Source organism: Streptomyces sp. NPDC013457 (genome assembly GCF_043089925.1).
Lineage (GTDB): Bacteria > Actinomycetota > Actinomycetes > Streptomycetales > Streptomycetaceae > Streptomyces.
Map to the genome: position 1 here is coordinate 42,883 of NZ_JBICBL010000018.1, position 17,035 is coordinate 59,917.

The window sequence follows — 17,035 nt, forward strand, 5'->3', positions numbered from 1 at the left end:
GATCCGGTCCCGGCGCAAATCCGGGAGCAGGGGCTTCATCGTTTCCGGCCTGAGGCCAACGTGCTTGACCTGCAACCGTCTTGACGTTCCCTGGTCCGAGCGAAATGTTCGTGCAAAAGCGCGCAACTGGCTGGACATGGGAGATCGTCATGGCGCTACGGTTCGTCGGGATAGACCCCAACACTCAGGGCGGCGGTTCGCCGACGGTGTGGGTGGACGACACGAGGAACGAGCTGGTGATTCAGGGGTGGAAGGCCGGCGACGCCCTCACCGCCGAGGTGAGTGGTACGACCTGGGTGGAGGGACACGACGCCGGCATCCCGGACCACGAGACCTTGATCCGCATCCCGGCACGCATGGTGCCGATCCTGAGGAAGGCGTGCGATGACGCAGAACGTGCCGGACTTCTCTGAACTGCTGCGCGGCGCCGAGCGGACGGCCGTACACCTGGAGATGCGCGACGTCTACTCCGTCGGCGACGAAACCGCGGACTTTGAGCAGTTCAAGCGGACGGGCATCCATCCTGACGCAGACCCCGCGACTGCGGACTGGGGCGGCTGGGTGCCGCTGGTCCGGGAGACCGTCGGGCGCGGTGTCGTGATGCGCCGGGCCCGCATCGTCTCGGAGCCGGTCACCGACTACATCCGGTTCGAGCACGCCGGCACCCCCGTGAACGTAGCCGCGGGCGAGCTGGTGCGCTGGCTTCCGCGAAGCCGTGCGTCGGACCTGATGCTGCCGGGAAACGATCTGTGGCTGATCGACGACCGTCGCGTGCTGTTCCACTGGTTCACCGGTGAGGGGGACTGGGCCGGTCACGAGTTCAACGAGGACCCGGACGTGGTCAAGCTGGTCTCGACCGCCTTCGAGGCGGTGTGGGAGCGCGGCACCCCCCACGACCTGTACACCCTCTGACCGCAGCGCCGGACAACCAGCCCATGCCCAGGTCCCCTTCGTCCAGTGCCCAGGCCGCCCGCGAGGCCGTCGCGGCCCGCCTTCGCGAGCTGATGCAGGACGCGGGGATCAAGGGCAACGAGCTGGCTGTCCGGTGTGGGTGGAACGCCGCCAAAACCTCCCGCATCATCAACGCCAAGACCCCGCCGTCCGACTCCGACATCCGCCTCTGGTGTGCGGCCTGCGGCGCGGAGGACCAGACCGCCGACCTGATCGCCACAAGCCGCACCGTTGAGTCGATGTATCTGGAGTGGCGCCGTCTCCAGCGCGACGGCATGCGCAAGGTGCAGGAGGACTTCTACGCCCTGCACGAGCAGGCGCGCCTGTGCCGCACCTATGTCTCCAACGTCGTTCCCGGCTTCCTTCAGACCGCCCCCTACGTCACGGCTCTCTTGCGGTCCATCACTCGCTTCCAGGGCACCCCTGACGACGTGACGGAGGCAGTCACTGCCCGGATCGCCCGCAGCCGCTTCCTGTACGAAGGCGGCCACCGCTTCGCCGTGGTCATGGAAGAAGCGGTACTGCGTCACCGAATCGGAAGCCCCGCGGAGATGGCCGGCCAGCTCCGGCACCTTCTCACCGTCATGCCCCTGAGGTCCCTCTCCCTCGGCATCATCCCCTTCGGGGCCGAGCGCACCGTGTGGCCGTTGGAGGCGTTCTACCTCTACGACGACCGTCACGCCGTGGTCGAGACATTGACCGCCGAGGTCAACATCACCCAGCCACGTGAACTCCAGGACTACGCAAAGGCCTTCGCAGGACTGTCGAAGCTGGCCGTCTACGGCGAGCAGGCCCGCTCACGAATCTCCGCAGCGATCGACGCCCTCGGGTGAAGTTGCGCAATCCCGTGCAACTTCCTTGAGAGCAAGTCGCCGGTCTCCCTAGCGTGATGACTGCCGCTCACGGGGTCCACGGGTCCTCCGGGCAGCTACCCCGAAGCAGCCGGCTGCACCGCACCCCGTCAGCGATGCGGCCCCGCTGTCCCAACTCCACTCGAGGAGAAGCCCATGGCTGCGCCCCTCCCTCGCCGCACGCCATTCGCCAGCCCCGACGAGGAACCGCAGCCGTACGGCATCCCGAGCCCGGACCTCATCGCCCGCGCCGAGTCCGGCCTTGCGAAGTTCCTCGAGCGCTCCGACAGGGAGGTCCACCAGAGCGACGCGGAGACCCTGCGGTGAGCAGCGTCGGCGTCGGATCCTTCTTCCACGAGGACGAGCACCCCTGGCTGCACAAGACCGTGCGCGACATCGCGAGCCAGGCCGAAGGCGAACTCACCGCAATCGTCCACGAAGAGACCAACGGGCGGACCGTCCGCGTAGCCCATATTCGCCCCGCGTCGGGGATCGAATGGACCACCGCAGCCGACAACATCCAGGCCGTCCAATAAGCCAGGTCACACCCAAGGAGCAGCGACGTCATCCGTCTCATTCCAGGTCAACGGCGAAGCTCGTGCCTAGAACTTCGCACGCGTCGCCGTCCTGCTCGCGGACATGCCCCACCAGGGCCTCGTCCCCGGCCACGACACCTAGGCCGCCAAGGACTTCCTCGTCGGAGTCACGGCCCTGGCCTGACCCCACAGACACGCATCCGGAGCTGCCGCAGCCTTCGGCAGCGGATCTGACCGGCCCAGTTCGCCTGTTCCCCGAAACGGGAGACCTGGGCACCATCGGATCCACGAGACGAAGGAGCACTCCATGGCTAAGCACGGTGGCGGCAGCGGGAGCGGCCAGGGCGGCAGTCAGCAGGATGACGGCAGCAGCGGGCGCGGTCACGGCGGCGGCGGTGGTAGCGAGACCAGTGGCGGCAACAGCTCCGACGGCTCCGGCCCTGCGAAGAAGTAGCCGGTGACCGCGCGTACCAGGGAGGCTGGTCCTCAGGGGCTCGCCTCCGCGCTCGTCGAGGCGGGCGCTTTGCATGCGGCCTGGCTGCCGGCGTTCACAGCTGTCCCCCGCGATGTGTTCACGCCGGACAGGATCTGGCCGGGCATCGCGGCCGGCACGCAGCAGAACTCTCTGGTCGACCGTGCTACCGACCCGGACGGATGGGTGGCGGCGGTGTACTCGGATATCCCGCTCACGACGCAGTGGGACGACGGCAGTCACCAGGGTGACGGGCTGGGCACGATGCCGAGCAGCTCTCTGTCCCAGCCGAGCATGGTGTTCTCCATGCTGGCGGACCTGGACGTGAAGCAGGGGCACCGTGTCCTCAAGATCGGGACCGGCAGCGGCTGGAACGCCGGGCTCCTGACGCACCGCGTGGGGCCCGGGAACCTGGTCACGGTGGAGTACGACGCGCAGGTCGCCGAGGGCGCGGTCGGGAATCTGCGCAAGGCAGGGCTGTCTCCGCTGGTCGTCGTCGCAGACGGAAGGGCAGGGTTCACCGACCGGGCCCCCTATGACCGGGTGATCGCGACCTGCTCGGTGACCGAGGTCCCGGCGGCGTGGATCGAGCAGACAGTTCCCGGCGGGGTGATCGTCGCACCCTGGGCGCCTCTGTACGGAGGCGAGGCGATCATGCGTCTGATGGTCGCCGACGACGGCGGCACCGCGAGCGGCCACTTCACCCGCTCCTCCGCGTTCATGAGACTGCGCCAGCAGCGCGGAGACTTCCCGCCGAACGAGGCCTACTTCCACGGCATGCAATGGCCCGGGAACGGTACACGGAGCACGTCCCGGCTCTCCCCCGTCGACGGTGGTGGGTGGCTGGAACAGTTCGTCATCGGGCTCCGGGTCCGGGACGTGTTCTGGCGGACAGAGCAGTATGACGACGGCTCGTACACGCTGTGGACGCACAGCATGGACACCACCTCCTGGGCATCGGCCGACTACCTGCCCGGGGCAGAGGAATTCGAGATCGTCCAGTCCGGCCCCCGCGCGCTGTGGGACGAGACAGAAACCGCCTACCGCTGGTGGACAGACCAGGGCCGCCCCGGATTCCACCGGTTCGGCCTGACCATCACCCCAGACGGCCAGCAGGCCTGGCTCGACGACCCGGCAACGAGCTGGACCATCTGAACAGCAGTCGGTACGTGTCGGTCGCCTCCTCCCGAAGGCGACCGACGCACACCCACAGCTCGCATCACGATATTCGACCTCTGCTGCCCGGGAACTTGTTGGCCTTCCCACGCGCAGCCGCCGGTCTGCTGCTGACCTGCGACCGCATCGCCTCCGACGCCACAACCCCGGCCATCGCCAACGAACTGCCCGCCATGCGCTCCCATCTCGATGCCCACGTGGTGCGGCACGACATACCTGAGAACGCCGGTCTACTCACAGGCAACGCCGGCGTTCTGCTCACGCTGCACACCCTCACCACCCCTCATCCCGACCTGGGGTGGGACACATGCCTTCTTCTGAACTGAAAGGACGGCCAGTGAGCCAGACCCCCACCGTTGACGAACTGCGCAACCGCCTCGTCGACGGCATCCTCCAGGGCGCGCGCCTGACCGCCGACGTCGAGCAGGTCATGCGCCGAGTACCGGGAGGCGTTCCTCCCCGGCATCGACCTCGAAGAGGCCTACGCCGACCAGGCCGTGTCCATCAAGGACAACCCGCTCGGCGGCCCCCTGCCCCTCTCGTGCGCCTCGGTTCCCTCCATCGTCGGGATGATGCTGCGGCAGCTCGGAGTCGAGCACGGCGACCGCATCCTCGAGATCGGAGCCGGCACCGGCTACAACGCCGCACTGCTCGCTGAACTCACCGGCGACAGCGGACACGTCACCACCATCGACATCAACTCCGACGTGGCACTGCACGCCCGGACCATGCTCGACCGCGCCGGGTACCAGCACGTCCACGTGATGGAGCGCGACGGTCTTGTCGGCGCACCCGAGAACGCGCCCTACGACCGGATGCTCGCCGCCGTCGGCCTGTGGGACCTGCCCGCGGCGTGGTGGGCGCAGCTCACCGAGGGCGGGCGCCTCGTCCTCCCACTGCGGTGGCGCGGCCAGACCCGCTCCGTAGCCCTGCGCCGCCGCGGCGACACCCTGACATCGAAAGGGATGGAGCTGTGCGGCTTCGTCCCCGTCATCGGGCAGGACGGCGAGAAGACGACACCACTCAACGCCGACGACACGATCCGCGTCATCCACGACGAGGACCAGGCCGTGGACGCCGATGCGCTCGGAGCAAGCCTGAGCACCACCGGCATCGAGGTCATGTCCGAGCAGCGGATCGGCGGCGAGGAGTCGTTCGACGGCGTGTGGCTGCGCGCCACCGCCTCAGACGACCGCGTATGCCGCCTGCAGGTCACGCCCGACGCGATGGCCCGGGAACACGTTCTACGGCCGGCGATCCCCGTCTGCAGCCCGGTCCTGATCGGAGACTCTCTCGCCTACCTGATCGTCCGCCGCGAAGACGCCGACTCGCAGCGGCCCCACCGGCTCGGCGCGGCTGCCTATGGGCCTCACGCCGCAAAGCTCGCCCAGGACCTCATCACGCACATCGACGCCTGGGGCTCAGCACGCACAGCGATTCCCACCCTCACCATCACCCCGGCAGCATCCCACCCGGCAACCCAGCCGGGGCACGTGATCACCAAGCGGGAAAGCCGCCTCGCCCTCACGTACTGACCCCGGAATGCGGTCGCCCCTCCTGCCCGGAGGGGCGACCGCTGCATGAGATGCGAGAGGTGTAACAGATTGCGGCCGTTGACGTTCCGGGAGTGAAGGGGGTTGCGCTTTACGTCAACCCCGGAGTGAACCGGAGGAACGGTGACAACGACAGGGTGATGTCGACCGTGTAGGCCGAGGAGCTACCCCCGCGGGCGCGGGGACGACGGCCAGCTGGTGCTGGACCTGCGGGGTTACCCCTTTCAGTCCGGTGATCTCGCCGCACACCTCTTCCGCCAGGTCGGTGGACTCGGTCTGACGGGCGTAGAGCAGCCGACGCAGCAACTTGTGCGCCTGCGCATCCTGCGCCGGTTCCTCCCGCTTCCGGCCTGGAGTCCACAGCGTCGGGGAGGGAGCGTTGCGGGCCTGAACGATCCGCTCGACCGCCGGGGTGGAAAGACCCCGATCGGTGATTTCGCATGTGTCCGGGGCAACCACTCGGTAGGCCAGGCGAATGTCTCTGTGCCGATGTGTACTCGGCGGGCAGTGCCTTCGCTGTCCAGCCGGATGCGGTGCACATACCAGCGGCGGATCAGGGTGTCCGGTTCCACCGGGCCGGACAGCCCCAGCTCAGGTTCGTGCTCTGCGTCCCAGTCCGGCGCCATTCATGGCCCAGGTGCACGCGCAGCCTCTTGTGCGGGAGCTGGATGTCGAGGACCGATCCGACCGGCGCCCCGTCCGGCTGGACGAAATCAAAGCCGGCCTGCATGCCGCGCCTGCGCAGGGCGCGGCATGCCCGTCTTCGGCGATTGATGCTGCACCGCGACGGACCGCTCGGCGCATGCAAGCCTTGCGCCAGGCGGTGCAGCGAGCCGGGCTCCTGGATTCCAGCGACGACTAGAACCCCCAGGGGCCCGACCCGCACATGCCGCACGACCGCTCATCAAACGCGGCACACATCCAGCGAAACCCCCAACCGTCACACTGTCCAGTCGGCCACAGGAAAACAGGGGTGGGGTGCCGGCGGGTGCCGGCCCTGTCGGCCTATTTGCGGTTTCCGTTCGGGCTCAGTCTCCTCCACCGGGGCGGCCTGAGAGAGCTTCTCCCGGGGTGGTCAGAGTCCCAGCGGGTGACAGCGCTCGCTTGAGCGTCAGGCGCGAGGCTTGCCCGGGTCGTGCGCAAGCCCGAGAGCCAACCGCCAACCTTCTGAATGTACCGCCCATCAGTCGTTCGTCACTCGGGAAGGATGGCCCTCCAGTCGATGGAGTCGACGCCTTCGACGAGCTGCAGCAGGGCGGCCCGGGCTTCTTGGGAAGTACGCGAGGGACTGAAGAGGAGCTCAGTGTCTCGGGCATCGAGCCCGAGTTCGCGGCGGGCAACGGCCGAGACCGGGAGTGCATCAGCAACGCCGGAAACGGAAGTGCCATCGCTGACAGGGATGGCTACGACTCCCTCCACCTCGTTGAGGATCGTGTGGCCGGTGAGATGCGCGGCAAAGCCGGCAACGCACAGAGTGGTACCGCAACTGAGTCCCTCATCCGCGCTCAGCCGATCGGCCCCGTTGATGAAATGCCGCTGATCGTGATGATCGGGATAACTGGTAATCGCAATCAAAATTCGGGAAGCCAGGAGGGTGTTGGGCATGGACGCTACTCCTCGCGCGTGCGGACCAGGCGGGGTCGTGTCCTGGCTGCTGTACCGAGAACCGTGTTCCCCGACGGCCTGGAAGCGGCCCAGCGTCCCATAAGACTGTCAACCCGTAAACATGATCGACACTGACGCTTCAGGGCGTGCCCGTGATCCGTACCTTGTACGCGAGTTGCTGCGGAGCCACCCATCCTGTCGGCCGAGGGGCCGTCGTGCGCTACGCCTCCGGCACACGTAGGTAGGACCGCGCGAAGCGGGTTGCCGGCTCGACAAGCGGCGCCGCGGGTCTCCGAGCTCTTCTGCCCGGTCTTCCAGCGAGGCCGTAGCCTCCAGCCAAGCGGCGAGCAGCACAGCCCGTACCGGGCGTTGAGCTTGTCGATCACCGGCTCCAGGCGCAGCCGCATCTCGCGAGCGTGGTCGAGGGACAGCTGGGTGCCGGGGCCGTCGTCAACCGGGGCGAGGTCTTCGGTAATCAGCGGATGCGCCCGGGGTGGGAGACGGCCGTCTGGCGGCTCAGCGGCGGGCCGGCTTCATCATCACCGGCTTCGACGATCCGAGAGAAGCGGCCTGCCTGCCTCGTGAAGCCGCCGGGACGCGGTCCTTGAGGCTGACGATGACGGCCCTGACTGTCACGACAACTGCCGCCCGTCCGGGCCAGTCCGGCTTGCGCTCACGCGTCAGCATCACCGGACGCAGCAGCGAATGCTCGCACTACCGCCACCGATAAGCCCCGGATTTGCCAGGACGGCAGTCGTATTGCCGCCATGACCGCTCCGGTTTCTACCCGTAACAATCTTCCCGTGCCAGACTCCCAGTGGCAAAGCCCATGCCCCCGGTGGAGGCTTGACCGTCAGGACAGTCCTGCCCTGACTTGCCTTGGCGGGTGACTTCGGTTCGATCACCGTCGTCGCCGACCAGCCCCCCCGCCCTGCTCTGCCGTGGAGGCGGGGCGCGCTTGCTCTGCGCCGCGTCCCGTTGACGGGCTCGTCCGCCACACCACTCGACGACCGGCCGAGATCGATTCACTCGCGAAGCCGGTCATCTTGAGACAGAAGGTAATACATGAGCACAGCCTCCGGCGGCAGGGTTGCCATGGCGGCGGCCGCGTCCTGGGTGCTGCTGACGGGCACCGCGTTCGCCGCGACCGACACCATGGTGCCCACGCAGACCTACTCGGTCCCCTGCACGAGCGCCGATGTGTGCCAGACCGACAACGAAACCTTGACCTACTACATGGACAGCGGCGGGACGTACGAACTCGAGTCCCCCGACCGGATCAATGTCGTCGAGACGGTCACGGAAGACTACGCGCCAACCGATCTCGTCATCAGCTACGACTCCTCGCCCTCGTTCTCCGGCGACGCCGAGACCGACCACATCTGGCAGGAGGGCTCCACCGGCCTCCCCTCGGATGTCCTCGGCATGGCCTGGTGCAACGACCCCAACGGGACTGGATACAAGTGCGACCAGCACTACATCCGCATCCGCGGCGGTGGATGGATCGATCCGAGCCTCACCTGCCACGAGATGGGTCACGGTGTCGGTCTGGTGCACGGGTCCCATGCCTATCCCCAGCGCTCCGCGACGGATCGGGCCGCGATGGGATGCATGATCGCCGAGGGCTACGAGACAACCCTCGGCACCAACAACATCAACAACATCAACGCCACCTACTGACAGGGGCGGCCGGACAACCCGCATGCCTCCTCCGGGCTCGCCCCGGCCCAGAGAGGCGCTGGACCGCCCGGCGATCGCACCACCACCGCGCCACCCGAAAACGTGCGCGGTCCCGGCCGCACGGTGCGTCATCCCGAGGACGACCTCGGCCGCGTCAACGGCACCGCCCCAACCGAGAAGGAAGCACCATGCGTCACACCACTGGAATAGCCGCATCCGGTGCCGTGCTCGCCGTTCTGGGCCTCGCCGCCTGGACGGCCCGGGCCGAGCCGCCCGCGGACAGCGCGCTGCCGAAGTCGGGACTCGTCCTGGGTCACGGGATGGACCGCTACCCGAGTGGCTCCGCGAACGAATGGGTCACCTACGCCGACTACGTCGCCGTCGTCACCCCGATGTCCGAGACCGAGATCGCTGCGGACGCCACTGAGGTCGAGCGCGGCGAGGGCATGATCGGCCGCCAGGTCACCATGCGCGTCGACAAGATCCTGTGGTCGAGCCCCCAGGCCGCCGCACCCGCGCCGCAGACCTTCAACCGCGACTCCTCGGGATGGGTCTTCAAGGACGCCGATCGTGCCAAGTTCGCCCTGCACGAGCGGCCCCGCGTGGAACTGGGGCACACGTACGTGGCCGCGCTGCACTGGGAGCCCGAGCGCTGCTCCGAGGGTGACCCGACCGAGCCCGCGCACTGGGTCGGCCTCGGTGCCGGCTCGGCTCTGCCGTTCGACAGCGGCGTGATCAACAAGGGCGAGTACGAGGGCTCCGTACAGGAAGCTCCCGCGCCCACCGTGCCTGCCGACACGCAGGGCATCGAGATCATCGACCTCCCGGTGACGGAAGTGATGTCCGGCAAGGGCGAGACCGAGCTGGTAAATCTACTGGAGCAGGCCGTGCCGCAGACGCCGCTCCAGCGGGTGATGCGTCCGCAGGTGACCACCGTCTGCTGAACCGCGCGTGGGGGCGGCCCGCGGCGGCGCGCCCCGGTGCACGCGCTCCGGGGTCGAGCCCTCACGCCGCCCGCAGCAACGCCAGGACCGTGCGCGCGTCCGGCTGCCGCAGGAACAGATGGTTGAGGACGTCCGGGTATGGCCCCGTCGACAGCAGTTGGACCCATCGTCGCTGGCCGCTCAGCAGCAAGCGTGAGACGCACCTCGCATTGCCCGTGTGTCACATGACGCCGAGTCGTTTCGTCTGGTGTGTGGTCACCTACAACGGCAATGGAGCCCTCTCATGGACGCACTTTTCCGATGGGACACACGGCCTACCCGCCGCCCGTGACCTTTCCGCGCGACCTCTTATGCGTGCCGCGCACTCGCGCTTCAAGTCGCCGGGGACGCATGATCGAGGCCGCCGCGCCGTGCTGCGAGAAGGGCCGGGTGTGGTGCCGCTACCGGGCCGGGCTTGAAGCCACAGGCCAGGGGCGTCGGTGCTTCGGACTGTGAAGATCGCGATGCGGCAGTCGCGAGTGAAGGGTCACGGCTACACGTTGGGTGGGTTGGCTGTGTTCGCGGTGGGCGCCTGGTCGAACTCGTTGCGGTTGCGGACGACGTCGCTCTGGTGACCACGGACCCGGCGCACGAGTTCTTCCACTGCCTCGCTCAGTGATCGCCCGAGCGACGTCAGGGCATGTTCCACCCTCGGAGGTACTTCCGGGTATGCGGTCCTGGTCACCAGCCCGTCGCGGGTGAGGGCGCGCAGCGTCTGGCTGAGCATCCGCTGGGAGATGCCGACGACCTGCTCATGCACCGCGGTGAAGCGCAGCGGTCCGGACGCCAGGGCAGTGATGGTCAGCAGCGTCCACTTGTCACCCACCCGTGCCAGTACGCCTCGGACGAGCTCGGTCGACTGGGCGCATGCCGGCGCGGCCCCCGCGCTGTTCGAGTTCAGTGCCAATGGAACGTGCCATGGCTCTTCCTCACGTGTCACTGGCTGACTTCAAAGTGCGTATCAGGGAGCCGGATTGAAACCGGTGGGGCGCCCTCTCCAGGGAGCCATCCCCGCGCGAGCGGGGGTGTTCCGGACCGCCGTCCCCGGGGACCCCAAGTGATTGTCAGGTACCCCGTCGCTTGCCGGGTGCACCGGGCCGGCGTCTCGGAGCCAGCTGTCTCCCGGCTTCGGAGTGCATTTGGGCGGTGGGGAGTCGATCGCTGCCGTGGTGCACGCCCGCTTGGGGGTATGTGTTCATGGGCGGGTGTCGAAATGCCGATGGCGGTGGTGTGAGAACCGACATCCTTCCTCTCGTTGGTCGCCGTCTCCTGCGTCGTCTGTTCGCGGTGTCCGGCGCCCTGTTGGCCGTCGTGTGTGCCGTGCCGGCCGGCGCCGCGGCCGTGCCCGCGCCGGCGGTACACGCCTTCGCGGGCCCGGCCCTAGGAGCCGGGGGCGATCTGTCGTCGCTGTTCGGGTCGGAGAACCGAACGTTCCCTACGAGCGAGCGCCTGGTGGCGGTGTCGTTCAACGCGGCGTGGAACGAAGCGGGCCTGGACACGATCCTGGCCGAGCTCGACCGCCGCCGCGTCCTGGCGACCTTCTTCCTGACCGGGGACTTCGCGGACCGCCACCCGCAAGCGGTGAGCAAGATCGCCGCTGCCGGGCACGGGCTGGCCAACCACTCCTACAGTCACCCGTACTTCGCTGACCTGACCGAAGCGGGTCGACGCGAGGAGGTCCGGGCCACCGACCGGGCGCTGCGCGCAGCCGGGGCGGGGCAGGCCCTCACGCCGTTCTTCCGTTTCCCCTACGGCGAGACCAGCCCCACCCACATCGCCGAGGTCAACGCCCTCGGCTACGCGGACATCGAGTTCACCACCGACACCAACGGGTGGAAGGGCACAGCCGGCGGCATGACCGTGGACCTGGCCGTGCACCGGGCAGTGGAAGCCCTGCGCCCCGGGGCCATCCTGCAGATGCACATCGGCGCGACCGAAGAGAGCACCGAGAACATCGACACCCTGGCACTCCCGGCGATCCTGGACGCCTACACCGAACACGGCTACCACGTCGTCGACCTGCGCACACTGACCCATAGCGACGACCCGACGGTCCCGACCACCTGACACGCCTGCACACCCGCCTCAGATGCCGCCCGGCCACACTGAGCATGGGGTTCACCAGCGTGATGCGACGGATCCTCGCGCCGCTGGAACGCCATCACGTCGAGGAAGCATAGTGCTGCGGTGCGGAGGTCTTCGGTGCTGGCTGAGAGCGCAGGGAGGCGGCGGGCGCGTTGGGCGGCGCCGCCGCCAGCGAGCGCTGACCAACGCAAACACCGACCGAGCCTTTACGCGCTAGCGAAACCTACAACGAGCCCAGCCACACTCCACACACAACCAGCTCACACCCTGAACTGCCCGCTACAACCGTGCACCCGGCTTCTCTCAACAAACCCACAACACACCAGGCCAACAAGCCCCCGATACACCAACAAACCCCCTCCGAGCGTCAGCGGCTCAGAAATATTCTTCGCGCAGAGGTGTCACATTCCGTTGGGACTCGCGCATTGTTACCTATGAGACGACGACGTCCTCAGCTATGAACGGATGGAGTTACACGTATGCGCATGCAAGTGGCCCAAGTTGTTGGGGTTGCCGCCGGAGTCGCGGTGTTATTCGCGGGGGTGGGAACCGCCGGTGCGGGGCAGGCTTGGGTGGCTGAGGGGGTGCCTTTCGCCCAGGGGTATCTGAATGATGTCGCCCCGCTCGACGGGCATGTGACCTGGGCCGTCGGGGATGAGTGGCAGGCCAACGGCGGCGAGCGGCCCGTGCTCGTCCGGCGGGATGACCGGGACGGCAGGGGGTGGCAGGTCGTGTCGACGCCCGACAGCGGGCAGGACGACGCGTTCTACAACAACGTCGACGTCGCCTCTGCGCAGGACGTGTGGGTCGTCGGCGGCACCTACAGCACCGGCAACGTGGCCCCCGCGTCACACTGGGACGGCACGTCCTGGAAGTCCGCCGACATCCCCGTGCCGGAGAACTGTTCGGCCGGGCAGCACGTCGCTGCCATCTCCGCGAACGAGGCCTGGGCGGGGGGCTGGTACTGCATACCTGAGTCCGGGATGACCAAGCCCCTCCTGCGGCACTGGGACGGCAGCACCTGGACGCCTGTCGAGATCCCGGCCGCCGCCGACCTGCTCAACATCACGGCCATGGAGGCGACCGCCTCGGACGACGTCTGGGCCATCGGGTACGGAGGTGACGACCAGCCCCGTGCCATGCACTACGACGGCACCGCCTGGACCCCCGTCCCGCTGCCCGTCACGGGCCTGTACGGGGAGCTGTTGGACATCGTCGCCCGTGGGCCGCAGGACGTCTGGGCGGTCGGACGGACGCTACTCGACGAGGAGGACCAGGGTCACTCGCTGGTCCTGCACTACGACGGCACCGCCTGGCGGCAGGTGACGGCGCCGAGCGAGGCGGGCCGGCTGGCGTCCGTGGCGCTGACACCGACAGGCATCACCGCGGTCGGCGAGGACGTGCCCCGTCTGCAGTCGCTGGTCCTCACCGGCGGCACCGACGGGCTGTCGCTGCGGACAGTGCCGGACACCCGGGGTAGGAAGTCGCATGTCCAGGGGATCGCCGTCATCAACGGCAAGATCAACGTGGTCGGCAGCGTGGCGGACCAGTACGGGAACATCGCGCCGCTGACGATGAGCACCCAGCTCTGATCTCGTGTACATCGGAGGCCCGGTGCTACAGACCGGGCCTCCGATGCCCACCTCGAACGCCGCTCTGTTCCGCTCCAGCCATGCCTGTTCAGTGTCCGGGAGGACCGTGCCGCGGAAGGGTTCCGGGTCTGGGCATCGGCGTCAGGAGGCCGGAGGCGATTGGCCTTCAGGGGGCGGAGAGCGGTAGAGGGCTCCGTAGGCGAGCGCGGTGCAGCGGCCTCCTGTTCGGCAGGCTCGATGGCACGCAGGTACTGGCGCGGGCGGCCGCGGCTTCGCATTCCATCGTCGACCGCACCTCGGCGATGACAGCGGAGACGTCGCCCGGGCCGGTCAGTTCGACCCCTCAGGCGGCCGCGACCAGTCCGGCCTCCGCGATCGCCGCCTCGGCCCGGCGCCGGTATCCGCACGCGTCGCACAGCCCGGCCGACCGTTGCCGCTCTCAGTCCTCGCACAGCAGAGCCCGACTGACCGCCTCGGACGCGGCCTCGCGTTCGCGCTCGGCCGGCCCGCACCACCGCACTGGTCCAGCTCGCCGAGTACCTGCCACCAACCGTCCTCGCATCCCTGCTTGGACTCCACGCCATCACCGCCGAGCTCTGCCGGCGTCACGCGGCCCCCGGCTGGACCGCCTACCTCGAAGCCTGTATGTCCACTCGGGACGGTGGCCCACCAGTGCTGGGGGTCGTTAACCGCAAGGCGACCCCACAAACCGAGTGATGGGTCGTCATCACCAGCACTCGGTCAGGACTTCAGAATGGCGGCTTGTCGGACCACAAGTGTGTCGTCGGCACGAGTGGTGGCGAAGGGCTTCTGTGCAGCAGGATGGCCAGGGCCTCCTCAACGCGGCCGAGGTCTATATGGTAGCCGACGAGGTCATGGCTGTTCCCGCGGTCGTGCTCCTGGAGGACGGTAACGGCTTCCTCGGTGCGCCCGGCACCGGCGAGGAGGTGTGCAATGTGCTCCGTCGCGTAAGAGGTGCTGCAATCGGGGTGGGCTCGGGCGCGTCGAATCGCCTCGTCGACCCCACTGCAGGCGGCGATCAGCGGCAACCGCACCAGAACAGCTCCCACGCGTCCTCACCCCCGCGCTGGGCGTCGAGGGCATCCAGGTGGGCCAGGCCTTCGGCGGGGCGGCCCTGGTCGAGGCACAGCTCGGACAAGGCGTGGAGAATCCAGTCGTCACTGTGGTGGGCTTCGGCCTGGACACGCATCACGGCGATCGCCTCTCCGCCACGTCCGTGTCGGTACAGGAGCTGCGCAAGCTCGTAAGCCGAGTTCGGGTTCCGGGCCGCAGGGTCGCCGGCCTGCCCGGATACGGCGATCGCGCCCCCCACGTCGCCATCCTCCTCCAGCAGCTCCGCCAGCCGCAGTACGGCCTCCTCATGTCCGTCCTGCGCGGCATAGGCACGCAGCTCCTCGATCCGGCCGTGCTGGGCCAACAGGTCGGCGAGCCGGTTCGGGCTGTTGACCGAGGTGTTCTGCCGACGGCTCAGCAGGGCGATGGCCTCATCAATCCGGCCCTGGCGCTCGCGGATCGTCGCGAGCAGGCCTGGCGCCGTGTTGGGATCAAGACCGTCGTGGCAGCACCACGGGCCGTCGCAGCAGTGGTCTGCCCGAATCCGGCAGGCGACAGCGCGGCAGCCTCCTCGTCGCGGCCGGCAACGGAGGCGACGTCGACCAGGGCGGTGATGAGAACCCAGTCGTCGACATGCGGCATGAGCAGGTCGAACGCCTCGTCGGCGCGACCGTGCCGGGCAATCAGCCGCGTGTAGGTCTCCAGAGCCATCGGGTGCTCGGCTTCCATCCGGGTCCAGGTCATCGCGATCGCCTCATCGATGCGGCCCCAGCCCTCCAGCAACTCTGCCGCGGCAACAACAGCCGTCCACCAGCTCGTCGCCGTGTACGGGGCGAGCACCTACCACGCTTCTACTTCTCGACCCTGATTACCCAGCACCTGAGCCCACGCCAGCGCGCAGAACCACTCCCCGCGTCCGGCCTGCAACTCCACCACGTCGGCATGCCTCGTTCGAGCAACCGCGAGACCAGCTCCGGCGGAATGCAGCCGGCCCGCGTCCGGGCCCGATAGTCAAGATCAGTAGCGTCCACGGCGGAGCACCATAGAGCTCGCCCCTGACGCCAGGCCGAAGACCACCGACAGCTGCCAATACAGCACAGTTGGCTAGCCGCCCCACAACAGCCACTTGGTCACCCCGTGGCAGCGACCACGGCCCCGTCCTTGACCCGCTACCAGGACATCCACATCACGAGCCCGCTGACACCCAGCCAGCGCCTCCCCACCACCCAATCACAGACCTGTCAGGCTGCCAATTGGCCATGGGCAGCCGCCCCCTTCGGCCCGACGGTGGCACGCAGGGGGGTGCACAAGCTCCTCCACACGCTCATGCGAAACTTTTCACATGTGCCTTAGTCGTGCCCGTCGACGCACCCTGATCGCCGTTGGAACGCTGGGCGGCTACACGGTGGGGATCTGAGAGTTCCGATGAGCAAGACCGAAACCGAAACACACGACCTAGGCGAGGCCGGGGCACAGCTCTCCACCGCGCCCCGCGAGGAGAGCGCCGTCGGCGGCCCCACCCTCGGGGTCGTCGACTGGATCCGCTGGTTCTGGCGCCAGCTCACCTCCATGCGGGTGGCGCTGATCCTGCTCTTCCTGCTCTCCCTCGGTGCGATCCCCGGCTCGCTCATCCCGCAGACCAGCGCAGACGAGCTGAAGGTGCAGACCTTCCAGAAGGCGCACCCCACACTCACGCCGATCTACGAGAAGCTCCAGCTCTTCGACGTCTACAGCTCGGTGTGGTTCTCCGCGATCTACCTACTGCTGTTCGTCTCCCTCATCGGCTGCATCGTGCCCCGCAGCTGGCAGTTCGTCGGCCAGCTCCGCGGCATGCCGCCCGCCGCGCCCGGCCGCCTGACCCGGCTGCCCGCGTACACGACGTGGCGTACGGAGGCCGAGCCCGAGCAGGTCCGCGAGGCCGCGCTCGCCCTGCTCAAGGGCCGCCGGTTCCGCGCGCACACCGTCAAGGACGCCGTCTCCGCCGAGAAGGGCTACCTCCGCGAGGCGGGGAACCTGGCCTTCCACATCGCACTGATCGTGATGCTTGTGGCCTTCGCCTGGGGCCAGCTCTTCAAGTCCGAGGGCGGCAAGCTGATCATCGAGGGCGACGGCTTCTCCAACACCCTCACGCAGTACGACGACTTCAAGTCGGGCTCCCTCTACAGCACCGACGACCTCGCCCCGTTCGGCTTCCAGCTGGACAGCTTCACCGGTACGTACGAGAAGAGCGGCCCGCAGCGCGGCACCCCGCGCACCTTCGAGGCCGCCGTCACGTACGCCGAGGCGGGCGGCAAGGACAAGAAGGCGGTCATCCGGGTCAACGAGCCGCTGAAGGTCGGCGACTCCAAGGTCTATCTGATCGCCCACGGGTACGCGCCCGTCGTCACCGTCAAGGACGGCCGCGGCAAGGTCGTGTTCCACGGCGCCGTGCCGCTGCTGCCGTTCGACAACAACATCACCTCCACCGGCGCGATCAA

Annotated in this window: 20 protein-coding genes; 14 read left to right on the top strand and 6 right to left on the bottom strand. The window is 68.1% G+C overall.

The annotated features are described in order from the left end of the window. Positions 1–149 precede the first annotated feature (149 nt). From ACF1G2_RS34310 to ACF1G2_RS34350, 9 genes are all read left to right on the top strand, one after another. Entirely contained in the window at positions 150–413 is a 264-nt protein-coding gene (locus tag ACF1G2_RS34310) for a hypothetical protein (RefSeq protein ID WP_391802094.1), read from the top strand. Next, positions 385–912 carry a DUF6879 family protein gene (locus tag ACF1G2_RS34315; protein WP_391802075.1) on the top strand — a complete coding sequence of 176 codons (528 nt, stop codon included), beginning with the start codon at positions 385–387 and terminating at the stop codon, positions 910–912. The genes ACF1G2_RS34310 and ACF1G2_RS34315 overlap by 29 nt, the downstream gene beginning before the upstream one ends. A 23-nt stretch (positions 913–935) precedes the next feature. Further along, a complete protein-coding gene (locus tag ACF1G2_RS34320; protein ID WP_391802076.1) occupies positions 936–1,784 on the top strand; it encodes a helix-turn-helix domain-containing protein in 849 nt (282 codons plus the stop codon). Between the two features lie 174 nt (positions 1,785–1,958). Continuing rightward, positions 1,959–2,129 carry a hypothetical protein gene (locus ACF1G2_RS34325; RefSeq protein ID WP_391802077.1) on the top strand — a complete coding sequence of 57 codons (171 nt, stop codon included), beginning with the start codon at positions 1,959–1,961 and terminating at the stop codon, positions 2,127–2,129. Beyond that, positions 2,126–2,338, top strand: coding sequence for a hypothetical protein (locus ACF1G2_RS34330; protein WP_391802078.1), 213 nt, complete (start codon positions 2,126–2,128; stop codon positions 2,336–2,338). Before ACF1G2_RS34325 ends, ACF1G2_RS34330 begins: the two co-directional genes overlap by 4 nt. Before the next feature lie 307 nt (positions 2,339–2,645). Continuing rightward, on the top strand, positions 2,646–2,792 hold the full coding sequence (locus ACF1G2_RS34335) for a hypothetical protein (protein ID WP_391802079.1): 147 nt from the start codon (positions 2,646–2,648) through the stop codon (positions 2,790–2,792). Between the two features lie 3 nt (positions 2,793–2,795). Then, positions 2,796–3,965: a protein-L-isoaspartate(D-aspartate) O-methyltransferase gene (locus ACF1G2_RS34340; protein ID WP_391802080.1), complete on the top strand. Its 1,170-nt coding sequence runs from the start codon at positions 2,796–2,798 to the stop codon at positions 3,963–3,965. 98 nt (positions 3,966–4,063) lie between these two features. Beyond that, on the top strand, positions 4,064–4,312 hold the full coding sequence (locus tag ACF1G2_RS34345) for a hypothetical protein (protein WP_391802081.1): 249 nt from the start codon (positions 4,064–4,066) through the stop codon (positions 4,310–4,312). A 171-nt stretch (positions 4,313–4,483) separates the two neighbouring features. Then, positions 4,484–5,521, top strand: coding sequence for a methyltransferase domain-containing protein (locus tag ACF1G2_RS34350; protein WP_391802082.1), 1,038 nt, complete (start codon positions 4,484–4,486; stop codon positions 5,519–5,521). 1,212 nt (positions 5,522–6,733) lie between these two features. On the opposite strand, the gene ACF1G2_RS34355 is transcribed toward ACF1G2_RS34350, so the two are convergent. Then, positions 6,734–7,144, bottom strand: coding sequence for a hypothetical protein (locus ACF1G2_RS34355; RefSeq protein WP_391802083.1), 411 nt, complete (start codon positions 7,142–7,144; stop codon positions 6,734–6,736). 1,065 nt (positions 7,145–8,209) lie between these two features. Between ACF1G2_RS34355 and ACF1G2_RS34360 the strand changes: the two genes are divergently transcribed. Together ACF1G2_RS34360 and ACF1G2_RS34365 are read left to right on the top strand one after the other, a co-directional pair. Further along, positions 8,210–8,824: a hypothetical protein gene (locus ACF1G2_RS34360; protein WP_391802084.1), complete on the top strand. Its 615-nt coding sequence runs from the start codon at positions 8,210–8,212 to the stop codon at positions 8,822–8,824. Positions 8,825–9,012: 188 nt separating this feature from the next. After that, complete coding sequence (locus ACF1G2_RS34365; RefSeq protein WP_391802085.1) at positions 9,013–9,768, top strand: hypothetical protein; 756 nt, start codon at positions 9,013–9,015, stop codon at positions 9,766–9,768. 61 nt (positions 9,769–9,829) lie between these two features. Here the strand turns inward: ACF1G2_RS34365 and ACF1G2_RS34370 are convergent, their stop codons facing one another. Continuing rightward, positions 9,830–9,958, bottom strand: coding sequence for a hypothetical protein (locus ACF1G2_RS34370; RefSeq protein ID WP_391802086.1), 129 nt, complete (start codon positions 9,956–9,958; stop codon positions 9,830–9,832). 342 nt (positions 9,959–10,300) lie between these two features. Beyond that, entirely contained in the window at positions 10,301–10,633 is a 333-nt protein-coding gene (locus ACF1G2_RS34375) for a winged helix-turn-helix transcriptional regulator (RefSeq protein ID WP_391802087.1), read from the bottom strand. Positions 10,634–11,004: 371 nt separating this feature from the next. Here ACF1G2_RS34375 and ACF1G2_RS34380 point away from each other — a divergent pair, with 371 nt between their 5' ends. Further along, the gene (locus tag ACF1G2_RS34380) at positions 11,005–11,874 is read left to right on the top strand and encodes a polysaccharide deacetylase family protein (RefSeq protein WP_391802095.1); all 870 of its coding nucleotides are present in this window, start codon (positions 11,005–11,007) and stop codon (positions 11,872–11,874) included. A gap of 602 nt (positions 11,875–12,476) precedes the next feature. Continuing rightward, a complete protein-coding gene (locus ACF1G2_RS34385) occupies positions 12,477–13,484 on the top strand; it encodes a hypothetical protein (protein WP_391802088.1) in 1,008 nt (335 codons plus the stop codon). Between the two features lie 749 nt (positions 13,485–14,233). Here the strand turns inward: ACF1G2_RS34385 and ACF1G2_RS34390 are convergent. From ACF1G2_RS34390 to ACF1G2_RS34400, 3 genes are read right to left on the bottom strand one after another with little or no spacing between them, the layout of a single operon-like run. Next, entirely contained in the window at positions 14,234–14,554 is a 321-nt protein-coding gene (locus ACF1G2_RS34390; protein WP_391802089.1) for a hypothetical protein, read from the bottom strand. Beyond that, positions 14,524–14,922: a tetratricopeptide repeat protein gene (locus ACF1G2_RS34395; protein WP_391802090.1), complete on the bottom strand. Its 399-nt coding sequence runs from the start codon at positions 14,920–14,922 to the stop codon at positions 14,524–14,526. The genes ACF1G2_RS34390 and ACF1G2_RS34395 overlap by 31 nt, the downstream gene beginning before the upstream one ends. A gap of 50 nt (positions 14,923–14,972) precedes the next feature. Next, positions 14,973–15,398: a hypothetical protein gene (locus ACF1G2_RS34400; RefSeq protein ID WP_391802091.1), complete on the bottom strand. Its 426-nt coding sequence runs from the start codon at positions 15,396–15,398 to the stop codon at positions 14,973–14,975. A 585-nt stretch (positions 15,399–15,983) separates the two neighbouring features. Here ACF1G2_RS34400 and ACF1G2_RS34405 point away from each other — a divergent pair. Beyond that, on the top strand, positions 15,984–17,035 hold a 1,052-nt coding region (locus ACF1G2_RS34405; RefSeq protein ID WP_391802092.1), incomplete at its 3' end, for a cytochrome c biogenesis protein ResB.